Origin of the sequence: Haloactinopolyspora alba (assembly GCF_003014555.1) — a bacterium.
GTDB lineage: Bacteria > Actinomycetota > Actinomycetes > Jiangellales > Jiangellaceae > Haloactinopolyspora > Haloactinopolyspora alba.
On record NZ_PYGE01000005.1, the window covers coordinates 134,825 to 149,384 of the forward strand.

General features: G+C 71.2%; 13 protein-coding genes. 9 read left to right on the plus strand and 4 right to left on the minus strand.

What is annotated here, in order from left to right:
• Nucleotide 1: 1 nt before the first annotated feature.
• Nucleotides 2-913 carry a succinate--CoA ligase subunit alpha gene (sucD, locus tag CLV30_RS08975; protein WP_106536863.1) on the plus strand — a complete coding sequence of 304 codons (912 nt, stop codon included), beginning with the start codon at nucleotides 2-4 and terminating at the stop codon, nucleotides 911-913.
• A gap of 190 nt (nucleotides 914-1,103) precedes the next feature.
• On the opposite strand, the gene kynU is transcribed toward sucD, so the two are convergent.
• From kynU to CLV30_RS08990, 3 genes are read right to left on the minus strand one after another with little or no spacing between them, the layout of a single operon-like run.
• Nucleotides 1,104-2,339 carry a kynureninase gene (kynU, locus tag CLV30_RS08980; protein WP_106536864.1) on the minus strand — a complete coding sequence of 412 codons (1,236 nt, stop codon included), beginning with the start codon at nucleotides 2,337-2,339 and terminating at the stop codon, nucleotides 1,104-1,106.
• Between the two features lie 43 nt (nucleotides 2,340-2,382).
• Nucleotides 2,383-3,846, minus strand: coding sequence for a hypothetical protein (locus tag CLV30_RS26375; RefSeq protein ID WP_106536865.1), 1,464 nt, complete (start codon nucleotides 3,844-3,846; stop codon nucleotides 2,383-2,385).
• Nucleotides 3,839-4,351, minus strand: a complete 513-nt coding sequence (locus tag CLV30_RS08990; protein ID WP_106536866.1) for a SigE family RNA polymerase sigma factor — start codon at nucleotides 4,349-4,351, stop codon at nucleotides 3,839-3,841. The genes CLV30_RS26375 and CLV30_RS08990 overlap by 8 nt, the downstream gene beginning before the upstream one ends.
• A 574-nt stretch (nucleotides 4,352-4,925) precedes the next feature.
• Here CLV30_RS08990 and CLV30_RS08995 point away from each other — a divergent pair.
• The 8 genes from CLV30_RS08995 to CLV30_RS09030 all read left to right on the plus strand — a co-directional run bounded on the left by CLV30_RS08995 (nucleotide 4,926) and on the right by CLV30_RS09030 (nucleotide 13,629).
• Complete coding sequence (locus CLV30_RS08995) at nucleotides 4,926-6,341, plus strand: cell division protein PerM (RefSeq protein WP_106536867.1); 1,416 nt, start codon at nucleotides 4,926-4,928, stop codon at nucleotides 6,339-6,341.
• Between the two features lie 107 nt (nucleotides 6,342-6,448).
• Nucleotides 6,449-7,081 (plus strand): phosphoribosylglycinamide formyltransferase, encoded by a 633-nt coding sequence (gene purN / locus CLV30_RS09000; RefSeq protein WP_205740816.1) that lies wholly within the window; start codon nucleotides 6,449-6,451, stop codon nucleotides 7,079-7,081.
• On the plus strand, nucleotides 7,074-8,642 hold the full coding sequence (gene purH, locus CLV30_RS09005; protein WP_240723302.1) for a bifunctional phosphoribosylaminoimidazolecarboxamide formyltransferase/IMP cyclohydrolase: 1,569 nt from the start codon (nucleotides 7,074-7,076) through the stop codon (nucleotides 8,640-8,642). The genes purN and purH overlap by 8 nt, the downstream gene beginning before the upstream one ends.
• Before the next feature lie 83 nt (nucleotides 8,643-8,725).
• Nucleotides 8,726-9,586 carry a bifunctional methylenetetrahydrofolate dehydrogenase/methenyltetrahydrofolate cyclohydrolase gene (locus CLV30_RS09010; protein WP_106536870.1) on the plus strand — a complete coding sequence of 287 codons (861 nt, stop codon included), beginning with the start codon at nucleotides 8,726-8,728 and terminating at the stop codon, nucleotides 9,584-9,586.
• A 102-nt stretch (nucleotides 9,587-9,688) separates the two neighbouring features.
• Nucleotides 9,689-10,816 carry a citrate/2-methylcitrate synthase gene (locus CLV30_RS09015; RefSeq protein ID WP_106536871.1) on the plus strand — a complete coding sequence of 376 codons (1,128 nt, stop codon included), beginning with the start codon at nucleotides 9,689-9,691 and terminating at the stop codon, nucleotides 10,814-10,816.
• Nucleotides 10,813-11,163, plus strand: coding sequence for a DUF3017 domain-containing protein (locus CLV30_RS09020; RefSeq protein WP_205740815.1), 351 nt, complete (start codon nucleotides 10,813-10,815; stop codon nucleotides 11,161-11,163). Before CLV30_RS09015 ends, CLV30_RS09020 begins: the two co-directional genes overlap by 4 nt.
• Nucleotides 11,164-11,258: 95 nt before the next feature.
• Nucleotides 11,259-12,248, plus strand: a complete 990-nt coding sequence (locus tag CLV30_RS09025; RefSeq protein WP_106536872.1) for a malate dehydrogenase — start codon at nucleotides 11,259-11,261, stop codon at nucleotides 12,246-12,248.
• Between the two features lie 169 nt (nucleotides 12,249-12,417).
• Nucleotides 12,418-13,629: an NADP-dependent isocitrate dehydrogenase gene (locus CLV30_RS09030; protein ID WP_106536873.1), complete on the plus strand. Its 1,212-nt coding sequence runs from the start codon at nucleotides 12,418-12,420 to the stop codon at nucleotides 13,627-13,629.
• Nucleotides 13,630-13,867: 238 nt separating this feature from the next.
• On the opposite strand, the gene CLV30_RS09035 is transcribed toward CLV30_RS09030, so the two are convergent.
• Complete coding sequence (locus CLV30_RS09035) at nucleotides 13,868-14,416, minus strand: macro domain-containing protein (protein ID WP_106536874.1); 549 nt, start codon at nucleotides 14,414-14,416, stop codon at nucleotides 13,868-13,870.
• Nucleotides 14,417-14,560: the final 144 nt, after the last annotated feature.

The window sequence follows — 14,560 nt, forward strand, 5'->3', positions numbered from 1 at the left end:
GATGGCAATCTTCCTCGACCAGAACAGCAAGGTCATCGTCCAGGGCATCACCGGCGCCGAGGGCACCAAGCACACTCAACGGATGCTGCGCTCGGGCACCAACGTGGTCGGCGGCGTGAACGCCCGTAAGGCCGGCCAGGAGCTCGACTTCACCGAGTTCGCGCCGGACGCCGTGCTCAGCGTGTTCGGCTCGGTCTCCGAGGCGATGGAGAAGACGGGCGCGAGCGTGTCGGTCGTCTTCGTCCCGCCGAAGTTCACCAAGGAAGCGGTGAACGAGGCCGTCGACGCCGGCATCGAGCTGCTCGTCGTGATCACCGAGGGCATCCCGGTGCACGACACCGCGCAGTTCTGGGCCTACGCGCAGGATGCGGCCGCCAAGCGTGGCAACACGACGCGCATCGTCGGCCCCAACTGCCCGGGCGTCATCAGCCCGGGCCAGTCCAACGCCGGTATCATCCCGGCCGACATCACCGGCGGCGGGCCCATCGGCCTGGTCAGCAAGTCCGGCACGCTGACATACCAGATGATGTACGAACTGCGTGACATCGGCTTCTCCACCTGCGTCGGCATCGGCGGCGACCCGGTCATCGGCACCACCCACATCGACGCGCTCGAGGCGTTCGAGGCCGACCCGGACACCCGCGGCATCGTCATGATCGGCGAGATCGGCGGCGACGCCGAGGAGCGCGCGGCGGCCTACATCAAGGAGCACGTGACGAAACCGGTCGTCGGCTACGTCGCCGGTTTCACCGCTCCCGAGGGCAAGACCATGGGCCACGCCGGCGCCATCGTCTCCGGGTCGTCCGGCACCGCCCTGGCGAAGAAGGAGGCCCTCGAGGCGGCCGGCGTCCGCGTCGGCAAGACGCCGAGTGAGACGGCCCGGCTGATGCGTGAGGTCTTCCAGGGCGGCTGAGTCGTGTGAAGTCTCGGTTGGAATGGTCCGCGTCCTCGCCCGCGGCTCGTTCGTGCCTCGCTCGCCGATGCCCGTCCGCGCCATGGACGCGGACCACCCTACCGAGACCGGGCTCGCCCGCGGCTCGCTCGTGCCTCGCTCGCCGATGCCCGTCCGCACCATGGCCGCAGACCACCTGCGACAAGCACCATCACGTCACGGCGGCGCGGGCGGTGTTCTCGGGGCGCTCGTGCTCGCCGGACTCCAGCACCGTCACCATGCGCTCGACGGCGTCGTGCACGTTCACGAAGCGGGTGTACAGCGGAGCGAAGCCGAACCGGGCGAGATCGGGCTCGCGGAAGTCGCCCACCACCTGCCGGCGGATCAACGCCTGGACGAAGCCGTAGGCCTCGGGCAGCCGCAGGCACACCTGTGAGCCGCGGCGCGCATGCTCACGCGGCGCCTCCGCGGCTACCCCGTGGGCTGCGAGCCGCTCTTCGACCAAGGTGAGGAACAGGTCGGTCAGCGCCAGCGACTTCGCTCGTACGTCGGCCATCGCGACGCCGTCGAACGCTTCCAGTGCGGCGCTGAGCGCGCCCACCCCGAGCAGCGAGACGCTCCCGGCCTGAACCCGCAAGGCCGCGGTCGCGGGACGGTAGTCGCGTTCGAGCGCGAACGGGTCGGCGTGCCCGTGCCACCCGGCGATCGGCTGGTCGAGGGTGTCGTGCCAGCGCGGGTGCACATAGGCAAAGGCCGGCGCGCCGGGGCCGCCGTTGAGGTACTTGTAGCCGCAGCCGACGGCGAGGTCGGTGTCCCAGCCGTCGAGGTCGACGTCGACGGCGCCGGCGGAGTGGCACACGTCCCACAGCATCAGGGCGCCGGCATCGTGCACAGCGGCGGTGACGCCCGCGCCGTCGTGCATCCGCCCCAGCCGGTAGTCGACGTGACACAGCGACACCACGGCGACGTCGTCGTCGAGCACGTCGCGGATGTCAGGGGTCTCCTCGGCCGACCACCAGCGCACCGTCAGGCCGAGTGTCCGGGCGACGCTGGAGACGATGTAGGAGTCGGTGGGGAAGTTGCCCGGCTCGGTGACGATCGTCCGACGGCCGGGGCGCAATCGCGCGGCGGCGACGAGCAGCTTGAACAGCTGCACACTCGTGGAGTCGCCGACCGACACCGAAGCAGGACCGGCGCCGACCAGCGGCGCCAGCGTGGCGCCGACGGCAGCGGGCAGGTCCCACCATCCGTGCGTGTTCCACGACGCGACCAGGTCTCGCCCCCACTCGTCGTCGATCATGGCGTGGACCCGGCTCCGCACCCCGCGCGGCAACGCGCCGAGTGAGTTCCCATCCAGGTAGATCAGCCCGTCCGGCAGTTCGAACCGGTCGCGTAGGTGCCGGAGCGGGTCCGAGCGGTCGAGGTCCTCGGCGTGCGTGCGGTCCATGCCGGCAGGTTACGCGCCGCGCCGGCCGGTGTTCGGGCTCGCGTCACTCGCCGAGAGCCTGACCGGCACGGTCGAGCAGGTCGGTCATCTGCTCGTCGGTGAGATCTCCGGCGTGGGTCACGGCCGCTACCCGGTCGTCGCGGACCACTGCCCCGTACACGGACACCGTGTCGTACTCGGGGTCCTCCATCCGCCACGTCGTGCCCTCGTACTCGTCCGTCTCGACCGTGCCGGTCCGGGTGACGTCGCTGCCCTCCTGCTCGAACGCGTTCGCTGCCGCGACCAGTTCGGTGTAGTGGGTGCTCGCGGATTCGGCGTCCGGGAACCGCGCGATCTTCTCGTCGACGACCACGCCGTGGAACGTGTCGGAGAACATGCGTCTCCGCAGCGACTGCGCGCCGTCGTCCATCGGGTGCCTCGGCAGGCCGACGTGCGCCCATCCGCCCGGCCCGCCCTCCGGTACGTCGGACGGGCTGGTCGCGTTGTTGATCCTGTCCAGGCCTGTCGCGGCCAGGACGTCGTCGATCGTGAGCCACATGGTGACGTCGCCGTCCGGCACGGGGTAGATCTGCTCCTGCGTGACCGCGCCGGTGCAGTCGTCCCCCGACTCTGCACACATGCGCTCGACGGCAGCAACGGCGAGTCCGGTACGCGGAGCACCGATGTAGTCCTGGCCGGTGTACGCGTCGAAGATGGACGTGACTCGATCGCCGGAGCGGATCAGGGTCGCCGTGACATAGGTCTGCGTATCTTCGTCGCGTGGCGGACCGCCGTACGCCATCGTGTACGCCTCGTCTCCCACACCGGCGAGCGACCAGACCCCGCTGAGCTCCGCGTCGTTCTGCTCGGTGCACTCCTCGACGGCCCGGCGCACGGCGTCCAGCCGAGCCCGCGCCTGGTCGGCGGCCGTCTCCTCGACGAACTGGTCGACTCGTGCCGGATCGCCGGACGTCTCCGCCGTCGGCTCGAAACTTCGAGCCTGCGCGTTGTCGGGCATGGCGGGGACGCACGGCAGCCAGGTGTCCGTCGTCGTGCGTTCCCATTCGTACGGACTCTCCCCGTCTTCGCCACCCGCCTCGAGGTCGTCCGTCGTGAGGAACACGGAGTCGGGGATCGACTGGGTGGGGTCGTTCTCGTCGTCGTCCGGTGCCGACGGCGTGTCGGACGAGTCGGGTCCGGTGTCGGGATCAGGCGGGGGTGACTGCACCGTGGGAGCCCCGGTCGGCGTGGGCGAGTCGGTCGGCGTCGTGGGGACGGCGGTCGGGGTCGACGTGTCGGGGGCCGGGCCGACCGGCTCCGGCGAGGTGGTGTAGGTCGGCTGGGTCACTCCGAGGACACCGATCGCGATCACCGCGAAGCCGCCGACGACACCGGTCGCGATCTGGTGCCGGGTGCGCTGTGCGGCGCGTCGACGTGCGGCGGCGGCGCCGGGCATCCGGGTCGAGTCACTGCCGGACTCCAAGGAGGCCAACCTCCGGGCCAGCTCGTCGTCGAAGCTGTCACTCATGGCTGTCACCTCCAGCGGTGATGTCGGCTTCGGTGTCGGTGAGCAGGGCCGCGAGAGCAGCGCGGCCGCGGGAGAGGCGAGCCTTGACGGTGCCCGCGGATGCGTGCGTCTCCGCAGCGATGTCGTTGACGCTCATACCGACGAGGTGGTGCAGCACGATGGTGCGGCGCTGGCTCTCGGGGAGCTCCTTGAGCGCGGTGACCAGCGCGACGTGGTCGGGGTCCGGTGGTGGGGCGGGGTCCGGAGTGCCGTGCCGGGCGAAGGCGGTGACGGAGTTCTTCGCCTTGCGCCAGCGGCTCGCGGCGACGCGCCAGGCGACGGTGCGGATCCAGGCTTCAGGGTTGGCCGCCTGGCTGACGTGCTTCCAGCGCTGCCATGCGCGTGCGTAGGCTTCCTGGGTCACCTCCTGGGCGTCGGCCAGGTTGCCGGTCATGGCATACATCTGGTGCAGCACGCGGCGGTTCGTCGCGTCGTAGAACGCGTCGAAGTCCTCGTCGTCGGCCATGCTGCCCCCTCGGTCGTGCTCGCTGGTCGTGCCTCGTCGCCGAGCTGTCATCAAGGACGACCCGCGAGTGGCCCCCACGGTTGCACCCCGGCTGCATTTGATGATGCCCATGCCCCGCCCGCGGCGCCCCGAAATTGACCACGTTCACCATGGAATTCCCTGCGTCACCACCCCTGCATGCCTGGTGATGCGAGCGAAAGCCTCGTGATGACCCGGCCCGCGCCGACGGAGACGTGACCCCCTCGCCGCTCGACGAGGTCGGGCCGTCGGAGCGCACCGCACACGACCATCGCCGCCGACGCTCGGCAGACAACTCAGCGCTGGATATACAACTGAGCGCCGGACACGGCCCCGACAGCGCCTCCATCCGGCGCTCAGTTGTATATCCAGCGCTCCCGTGTACCCCGGCAGTACGTCCACGCCCCGGCCTCCGCAACACAGACGCCACCGAACCCCAGGGACGCCCGGCCCGAGCGATCCCTCGAACCCGCATCCGTCGCCGATACGCGCCGAGCCGCCCGCTCGTCGGCGTGGTGTCACCGGGTTCGGGGCCCGTTGCGGCGACCATGGGAGCGTGCCCGACCTGTTGACCCGCCCGCTGCTCCGCCGGGACGAACCGGCCTGGGGCTCGCGGGTGCCCTGGTTGGCGGCCATCGCCGCCGCGGGGTGGGCCCTGGTGGCGACGTTCGCGATGAGCGTGCTGCCGGCCATGGCGATCTGGATCAGCGAGGGCGCCGGAGCGCCGATGGGCGATCCGCTGCGGTTCGGCGCCCGGGTCTGGCTGGCGGCGCACCGCACCGGCCAGGACGTCGCGGGTGCGGACTTCACCATCGCGCCGCTGGGGCTGACGATCGTCTTCGTGCTGCTCATGTACCGGTCGGCTCGCTGGGCGGCGCACTCGGCCGGGGTCTCGGGACGGCGCGGCACCATCGCCGTCGTGCTGCCGGCGGTGCTGACCTACGCGCTCGGTGCCGGGATCATCGCGGGCATGGGCGCCACGGCCGAGGTGTCGGCGGTGCCGCTCGAGGCGGTGTGCTGGGCCGGGGCCTGGTCGTGCGCGGCGGCGGTCGTCGGCGTCGCGCACGAGGCGGACCTGCTGCCGCGGTGGTACGGACGGTTGCCCCTCCTGGTCCGTGCGGCGTTGGCCGGCGCGGCAGCGGCGTTGGCCGGGCTGATCGCCGTGGGCGCCGTGCTCGCCACGGTGAGCGCCGTCGCCAACTCCGGCCAGGTCGGCGCGCTCGCCAGGGCCCTGGACGCGGGGGTGCTCGGTGGCGCCGTCCTCGCTGTCGGTGGTGCGCTGATCATGCCGAACGCCGTCATCTGGGCGATGTCGTTCGCCCTAGGACCGGGTTTCGCCGTGGGAACGGGCACGTCGGTCGCACCGGGCGGGGTGGAGCTCGGCCCGGTCCCGGCCGTTCCGGCTCTCGGCGCGTTACCGGCGGACCTGCCCGGACCGGCCATCTGGCTCGTCCTGGCCGGCCCGGTCCTGGCGGGTGTGCTCGCCGGGCTGGTGAGCTACGCACGTCTCGCACCCGGAGACGACGGACGGCCGGCGCTGGTGCCCGTGCTCGGTACCGCGGCCGGCGCAGGAGTCGCCGCCGCGATCGGCGCGGGAACACTCGCGTTGCTGTCCGGCGGCACGGCGGGCGCGGCACGGCTCACCGAGATCGGCCCGGTGCCCTGGCAGACGGCCGCCGCCACCCTGGGATTCGTCAGCGTCACGGCCACCGTCACGGTTCTCCTGCTGCGCTGGCAGGGCGGCAGCGCGGCACGTCGCGCGGCAGGAGCGAGCGGCGCCGACGACGCCGTCACGGTGACAGCAGCCGACGGCTCGTCCACGCCGGACACCACGGGCGACGGCACGACGGGCGGCGCCGCGAAGACGGTGACGACCGGCGACGGTGCCAGCGAGGGTTCCGGCGGCGGATCCGACGACGGGTCCGGCGGCACGACCGGCGCATCGGGCGCCGGACCCACCGGCACCGACTGAGCCGGCTCACGCGCCGCGGCCGCACGGCCGGTATCCTCGCCGACGGCCGTCTCGTCGCGCACCGGCGCGAGCATCGCCGCGGCCGCGATCCACGAGGGAGTTGTCTGTTGGCCCACGACCACGACGCCGGGCGAGTGTGCCGCGTCGCCGTCCTGGCCTCCGGGACCGGCAGCAACCTGGCCGCGCTTCTCGGGGCCTGCGCGGACGAGTCCTACGGTGCGCAGGTGGTCGCCGTCGGCGCCGACCGTGACGGCATCGGCGCGCTCGACATCGCGCGTGACGCCGGCGTGCCCACGTTCGTCGAACGGGTGGCCGACCACGAGCGCCGCGCCGACTGGGACCGCGCGCTGACCGAGCGGACTGCGGCACACGAGCCGGACCTGGTCGTGTCCGCCGGCTTCCTCAAGCTCGTCGGGCCGCGGTTCCTCGAGCGTTTCGGTGACCGGTACGTCAACACGCACAACTCGCTGCTCCCTGCGTTCCCGGGAATGCACGGTCCCCGCGACGCCCTCGCCTACGGTGTCAAGGTCACCGGTGCCACGCTGTTCTTCGTCGACGAGGGTGTCGACACCGGGCCGATCATCGCGCAGGTGACGGTTCCGGTGCTGGACGACGACACCGAGGCGACGCTCACCGAGCGGATCAAGGATGCCGAGCGTGCCCAGCTCGTCGAGTACGTCGGCCGACTGGCCCGGAAGGGCTGGACGATCAACGAGAGAAAGGTCACCATCCGTGACTGACGCACGTACGCCTGTCCGGCGGGCGCTCATCAGCGTGTACGACAAGACCGGCCTGGACGATCTGGCCCGCGGCCTGGCGCAGGCCGGCGTCGAGATCGTCTCCACCGGGTCGACGGCGGCGCGGATCGCCGACGCCGGTGTTCCCGTCACGCGGGTCGAGGAGCTGACCGGGTTCCCCGAGTGCCTCGACGGCCGGGTGAAGACGCTGCACCCGGCGGTGCACGCGGGACTGCTGGCGGACCTGCGTCACGACGCGCACCGCGACCAGCTCGCCGAGCTCGGTATCGAGCCGTTCACGCTGCTGGTCAGCAATCTCTACCCGTTCGCCGAGACCGTCGCGTCCGGAGCGGGCGCCGAGGACGTGGTCGAGAAGATCGACATCGGCGGGCCGTCGATGGTCCGCGGCGCGGCGAAGAACCACGCCAACGTCGCCGTCGTCACCGACCCGGCGAGCTACGACGACGTGCTGGCGGCGGTGCGCGCCGGCGGGTTCACCCTCGCCGAGCGGCAGCGGCTGGCCGCCGCGGCGTTCGTGCACACGGCCACCTACGACGTGCACGTCGCGTCCTGGATGGGCAGCGAGCAGGCGCCGTCCGACGACCCGGTGTTCCCGGCCTGGATCGGCGGCACGTGGGACCGCACGTCGGTGCTGCGTTACGGCGAGAACCCGCACCAGGCGGCGGCGTTGTACCGGTCGGGGCAGGGTGCTCCGGGCCTCGCGGGCGCCGAGCAGCTGCACGGCAAGGAGATGTCGTACAACAACTTCGTCGACGCGGACGCGGCCTGGCGCTGCGCCCACGACTTCGACCAACCGGCCGTCGCGGTGATCAAGCACGCGAACCCCTGCGGCATCGCCGTCGGCACCGGCATCGCCGAGGCGCACCGCAAGGCGAACGCGACGGATCCGGTGTCGGCCTACGGCGGGGTCATCGCCGCGAACAGCGCGGTCACCGAGGAGGCGGCGCAGCAGATCGCGAAGATCTTCACCGAGGTCGTGGTCGCGCCGGACTTCGAGCCGGCGGCGGTGGAGATCCTGACGCAGAAGAAGAACATCCGCCTGCTGCGGGTGGCCCCGTCCGACACCGCCGACGCGGAGGCCGTCGAGACCCGCCGGATCAGCGGTGGCCTGCTGGTTCAGCAGGTCGACCGGGTGGACGCGCCGGGCGACGACCCCTCGGCGTGGACCCTGGCGGCGGGTGAGCCCGCGGACGAGGCGACCCTGGCCGACCTGGTGTTCGCGTGGCGGGCGTCGCGCTCGGTCAAGAGCAACGCGATCCTGCTGGCCGCGGACGGCGCCGCCGTCGGCGTCGGCATGGGCCAGGTCAACCGGGTGGACGCGGCGCGGCTCGCGGTGGCGCGGGCGGCGGAGCGCGCGGCGGGTTCGGTGGCGGCGTCGGACGCGTACTTCCCGTTCGACGACGGTGCGCGGGTCCTGCTCGAGGCGGGCGTGCGCGCGCTGGTCCAGCCGGGCGGCTCGGTCCGTGACGACGACGTGGTCGCGGCGGCACGTGAATACGGCGTGCCCATGTACTTCACCGGGTCGAGGCACTTCTTCCACTGACGCTCACCGCTGATCGCCGGCGCGTCCGGTGCCGTCCACACGGCTGATGCCGATGATCGGCGCAGCGTGCGAGAATCAGCGCCGTGAACGCGACGATTCTCGACGGCAAGGCGACCGCAGCGGCCATCCGTTCCGAGCTCACGGAACGGGTCGCGGCGCTACGCGCCCGCGGCGTGGCGCCGGGGCTCGGCACCGTGCTCGTCGGCGACGACCCCGGCAGCCATGCGTACGTGGCCGGCAAGCACCGCGACTGCGCCGAGGTTGGTGTCGAGTCGCTGCAGGTCGAGCTGCCCGCGACGGCCGGGCAGGACGACGTCGAGGCCGCGGTGGCGAAGCTGAACGAGTCGCGCGAGTGCCACGGCTTCATCGTCCAGCTTCCGCTGCCACGCGGGCTGGACGAGCAGCGGGTGCTGTCCATGATCGACCCGGCCAAGGACGCCGACGGCCTGCACCCGGTCAACCTCGGCCACCTGGTGCTGATGCGACCGGCGCCGCTGCCGTGTACACCGCGGGGGTGTCTCGAGCTGTTGCGCCGCTACGACGTGCCTCTCGACGGCGCGGATGTCGTGGTCGTGGGCCGCGGCGTCACCGCCGGGCGCCCGATGGGCCTGCTGTTCTCGCGCCGCAGCGAGAACGCCACCGTCACCATGTGCCACACCGGCACCCGTGACCTGGCCGCTCACCTCGGCCGGGCCGACATCGTCATCGCGGCGGCGGGCGTGCCGGGCCTGGTCACCGCCGACCTGGTGAAGCCGGGGGCGACCGTGCTGGACGTCGGCATCACCCGGGTCGTCGGCGACGACGGCAAGGGCCGCTACACAGGCGACGTGGCGCACGAGGTCCGCGACGTCGCCGGACACGTGGCGCCCATGCCCGGGGGCATCGGCCCGATGACCCGTGCGATGCTGCTGGCCAACGTCGTGGAGGCCGCCGAACGGCTCTAGCCGGAGATGCCCGCCGGTCCCACTGCGCGGGCCGGAGCCCGTGGTGTCACCAACAGTCGGTAGGGTGGCGCGGACTCGCTCAGGACGAGGAGGTCCCCTTTCATGGCCGAAAAGTCTCCGCGCGGCCTCGCGGACGTGGTGGCCGCTTCCACGTCGATCTCGGACATCGACGGCCGAGAAGGCCGGCTTTTCTATCGTGGTTACGACATCAACGACATCGCCGGGCGTACCTCTTTCGAGGAGTGCGTCCATCTGCTGCAGCGCGGCTCACTGCCGAACCGGTCCCAGCTCGACCAACTGCGCTCCGAACTGACCGGCGACCGGCGCATCGGCCGGACCGCCGACGCACTGGTGCCCGAGGTCGGCAGCAGCGGCTCTCCGATGGAGGCGCTGCGCACGCTGGTCTCGGCGCTGTCGGTCGACGATCCGGACGCGGCCGACTCCTCCATCGAGGCCGAGCGGCGCAAGGCGACCAGGCTGGTGGCGCAGCTTCCGGTCCTGGTCGCCCGCTACGAGGCCGAACGCCGCGGCACCCGCGTACCCGAGCCGGAGGCCGACCTCGGCATCGCGGGTAACTTCCTGCTGCAGATCACCGGCGAGCGGCCGTCGCCGCGGGCCGCGGAGATCTTCGACACCTGCCTCGTCCTGCACGCCGACCACACCATGAACGCCTCGACGTTCGCCGCGCGGGTCATCGCGGCGACGCTGTCCGACATCCACTCCGCGGTGACCGGCGCGATGGGCGCGCTGCGCGGTCCGCTGCACGGCGGGGCGAACGAGGCGGTCATGAAGACGCTGAGCTCCATCGAGGGCGACGTCGATGACGTCGACGCTTTCGTGCGCGCCGAACTGGACGCCGGGCGCAAGCTGATGGGTTTCGGGCACCGCGTGTACAAGACCGAGGACCCGCGCGCCACCCACCTGCGCGAGATGAGCAAGGAACTCGCCGACATGACCGGCAACTCGCGCTACTACGAGTTCTCCCGGCGCATGGAGCAGGTCGTGCTCGACAGCAAGGGGCTGTACCCCAACGTCGACTTCTTCGCCGCCAGCGTCTACAGCGCCCTGGGCATTCCGACCGACCTGTTCACGCCGGTGTTCGCCGTCTCCCGGATGAGCGGCTGGACGGCGCACGTCATCGAGCAGCACGAGGACAACCGCCTGATCCGCCCGGACAGCGACTACATCGGCCCCCGCGATCAGCGGTGGGTGGACATCGACCAGCGGTGAACGCACCGTCCGATCGCGAGCGGCCGCTCCGTGTCCGGTGGGCACAGGCCGCCGAACGCCGGCTGACCCCGCGGAGCTGGTTCCAAGGGGTGTTCCGGCAGTGGCCGCTGCTCCTCGTGCTCGCCGTCATCGCGGTCGGTATCGGCATCGTCGCCGACGATCACTTCCGTCGTGGGACGTTCATCATCGCCGGCGGGGTGTGTCTCGCCGCGTTCCTGCGCGCCGTGCTGCCGAACGGCCGTGCGGGCCTGCTGAATGTCCGGTCGCGGTTCCTGGACATCCTGACGCTCGGGTTCCTCGGTGGTGGCACCCTGATCGCCTCGCTCATCGTGCCGCCGCCGTCGTGACCGCGTCACCGGGACGACCCTGCGGCTGACGGCCGGTCCCGCCGTGCGTAGCATCGCAGTCGTCGACATTGCCGGCTCAACGAGGAGAAGACGTCATGGCGCAGGCCCCAGTCACCGTCACTGTCACCGGCGCGGCCGGGCAGATCGGTTACGCACTGCTGTTCCGGGTGGCCTCGGGGCAGCTGCTGGGTCCCGACACTCCGGTGCGGCTGCGGCTGCTGGAGATCCCGCAGGCCGTTCAGGCGGCCGAAGGCACCGCGATGGAGCTCGACGACTGCGCGTTCCCGCTGCTGACCGGGGTCGACGTCACCGACGACACCCGCCGCGCGTTCGACGGTGTCAACGTCGCGCTGCTGGTCGGTGCCCGGCCGCGGACCAAGGGCATGGAGCGCGGCGACCTGCTGGAGGCCAACGGCGGCATCTTCAAGCCCCAGGGCGAGGCGATCAACGCCGGCGCCGCCGACGACGTGCGGGTGCTGGTCGTGGGCAACCCGGCCAACACGAACGCGCTGATCGCCCAGGCGCACGCGCCGGACGTGCCGGCGGAGCGGTTCACCGCGATGACGCGCCTCGACCACAACCGGGCGCTGTCGCAACTGGCGGCGAAGTCCGGCGCGAGCGTCGCGGACATCACCAAGCTGACCATCTGGGGCAACCACTCGGCGACGCAGTACCCGGACATCTTCCACGCCGAGATCGCCGGCAAGAGCGCGGCCGATCTCGTCGGCGACCGGCAGTGGCTGGCGGACGAGTTCATCCCGACCGTGGCCAAGCGCGGGGCGGCGATCATCGAGGCACGCGGCGCGTCGTCGGCGGCCTCGGCGGCCAACGCCGCGATCGACCACGTCCACGACTGGGCGCACGGCACCCCGGACGGCGACTGGACGTCGGCGGGAGTGATCTCCGACGGTTCGTACGGCGTTCCGGAGGGCCTGATCTCCTCGTTCCCGGTGGTGTCCCGGGGTGGCCGGTTCGAGATCGTCCAGGGGCTGGAGCTGAACGACTTCTCCCGCGAGCGCATCGACGCCTCGGTGCAGGAGCTGCAGGAGGAACGCGACGCGGTGGCCGCGCTCGGGCTGGTCTGACCGCTGTGTTCGTCTTCGACGCGGGTGGCCCGCGTCCTTGTCCGCGGCTCGTTCGTGCCTCACTCGCCGATGCCCGTCCGCACCATGGACGCAGGCCACCCGCGTCGAGGACGCCGCACCGGTCTGGTATCTTGACGTCGAGAAAACTCACCTTCCAGGAGCGCTGACCATGGCGAAGATCAAGGTTGCCGGCCCCGTCGTCGAGCTCGACGGCGACGAGATGACGCGGATCATCTGGTCGTTCATCAAGGATCGGCTCGTTCATCCGTACCTCGACGTCGATCTGCGGTACTACGACCTGTCCGTCCAGAACCGCGACGCGACCGACGACCAGGTGACCGTCGACGCCGCCAACGCCATCAACGAGCACGGCGTCGGCGTGAAGTGCGCGACCATCACGCCGGACGAGGCCAGGGTCGAGGAGTTCGGCCTGAAGAAGATGTGGCGCTCGCCCAACGGCACCATCCGGAACATTCTCGGCGGTGTCGTCTTCCGCGAGCCCATCATCATCAGCAACATCCCGCGGCTGGTGCCGGGGTGGACCAAGCCGATCATCATCGGCCGCCACGCACACGCCGACCAGTACCGCGCGAGCGACTTCGTCGTGCCCGGCCCGGGCTCGGTCACCATCACCTACACGCCGGACGACGGTGGCGAGCCCATCGAGATGCGGGTCGCCAACTTCAGCGGCGGCGGTGTCGCCATGGGCATGTACAACTACGACGAGTCCATCCGCGACTTCGCCCGTGCGTCGTTCCGCTACGGCCTGGAGCGCAAGTTCCCGGTCTACATGTCCACCAAGAACACCATCCTCAAGGCCTACGACGGGCGGTTCAAGGACCTGTTCGCCGAGGTCTTCGAGACAGAGTTCAAGGCCGAGTTCGACGCTGCCGGCATCACCTACGAGCACCGGCTCATTGACGACATGGTGGCCGCGGCGCTCAAGTGGGAGGGCGGCTACGTCTGGGCCTGCAAGAACTACGACGGCGACGTCCAGTCGGACACCGTCGCGCAGGGCTTCGGTTCGCTCGGCCTGATGACGTCGGTGCTCATGACGCCGGACGGCAAGGTCGAGGCGGAGGCCGCGCACGGCACCGTCACCCGTCACTACCGCCAGCACCAGGCCGGCAAGCCCACGTCGACGAACCCGATCGCGTCGATCTTCGCCTGGACGCGCGGTCTCGAGCACCGCGGCAAGCTGGACAACACCCCCGAGGTCGTCGGGTTCGCCGAGACGCTGGAAGACGTGGTCATCAAGACCGTCGAGTCCGGCATCATGACCAAGGACCTCGCCCTGCTGGTCGGCGGCGACCAGGAGTGGAAGACCACCGAGGAGTTCCTGGCGGCGCTGGACGAGAACCTCGCTGCCCGGCTCGCCTGACACCTGATCGTCGTTTGGGCACCTGATCGTCGCGAGTCCGGCGATCAAGTGCGGACGTGACCGTCATCGAGGCGCTGAGCTGCCGCGACGTGGCGGGCAATCACCTGATCATGTCCGGCATGCGGGCGTCGGATGATCAGGTGACGTTGTGCCGGACAGCGACGCACATATGTCACCTGATCATCATGAGCCGACGTGCACCGTCGGCGGCCGGCCAACTGACGGCGGCCGAACGTCGTCAGCGGGCGGCGTCTCCGCTGACGTCGGCGAGCGCCGCTTGGTGGGCGTCGAGCGCTCGCTGGTCGAACAGGACGAAACGGACCGTCGACACCGAGGTCAGGTCCGGCGCCGCGCGCGCCACCGTTCTCAGTGCGACCGCGGCCGCGTCGCGGACCGGGTAGCCGAAGACGCCGGTCGAGATCGCCGGGAACGCCACGACTCCCAGGTCGGCCTCGTCGGCCAGCCGTAGCGCGGTGCGGTAGCACGACGCCAGCAGTTCCGCGCTCGGCTCGTCACTGCCGTACACCGGCCCCAGGCAGTGGATGACGTGCCGGTTCGGCAGCCCGTGTGCGCCGGTGATCACCGCCTGGCCGGGGCTGATCGGCGCCAGGGGCGCGCACTCGTCGGCGAGGCCGGGCCCGGCGGCCCGGTGGATCGCTCCGGCCACGCCGCCGCCGGTGCGCAGCTGCGCGTTGGCGGCGTTCACGACGGCGTCGGCGTCCGGCTGTGCGGTGATGTCGCCGACGGTCAGTTCGACGGTGACGCCGGAGAATTCATGATGGCTCATGGCTGCACCTCACGCTGCCGACGGTACGCCCGTGGAGTTACTGTCGGCACGTGGACGTGGACACCTTCCGCGCGCTCGCGCGCTCGTCGCCGTGGTTGTGGTCCTCGATGCGGCTGACCCGCACGACGGTCGGCGTGACCGGCG

Excerpts from the sequence above, each read along its gene's own strand:
- sucD (WP_106536863.1), top strand. The coding sequence starts at position 2 with ATGGCAATCTTCCTCGACCAGAACAGCAAGGTCATCGTCCAGGGCATC.
- kynU (WP_106536864.1), bottom strand. The coding sequence starts at position 2,339 with ATGGACCGCACGCACGCCGAGGACCTCGACCGCTCGGACCCGCTCCGG.
- CLV30_RS26375 (WP_106536865.1), bottom strand. The coding sequence starts at position 3,846 with ATGAGTGACAGCTTCGACGACGAGCTGGCCCGGAGGTTGGCCTCCTTG.
- CLV30_RS08990 (WP_106536866.1), bottom strand. The coding sequence starts at position 4,351 with ATGGCCGACGACGAGGACTTCGACGCGTTCTACGACGCGACGAACCGC.
- CLV30_RS09015 (WP_106536871.1), top strand. The coding sequence starts at position 9,689 with ATGGCCGAAAAGTCTCCGCGCGGCCTCGCGGACGTGGTGGCCGCTTCC.
- CLV30_RS09025 (WP_106536872.1), top strand. The coding sequence starts at position 11,259 with ATGGCGCAGGCCCCAGTCACCGTCACTGTCACCGGCGCGGCCGGGCAG.
- CLV30_RS09030 (WP_106536873.1), top strand. The coding sequence starts at position 12,418 with ATGGCGAAGATCAAGGTTGCCGGCCCCGTCGTCGAGCTCGACGGCGAC.
- CLV30_RS09035 (WP_106536874.1), bottom strand. The coding sequence starts at position 14,416 with ATGAGCCATCATGAATTCTCCGGCGTCACCGTCGAACTGACCGTCGGC.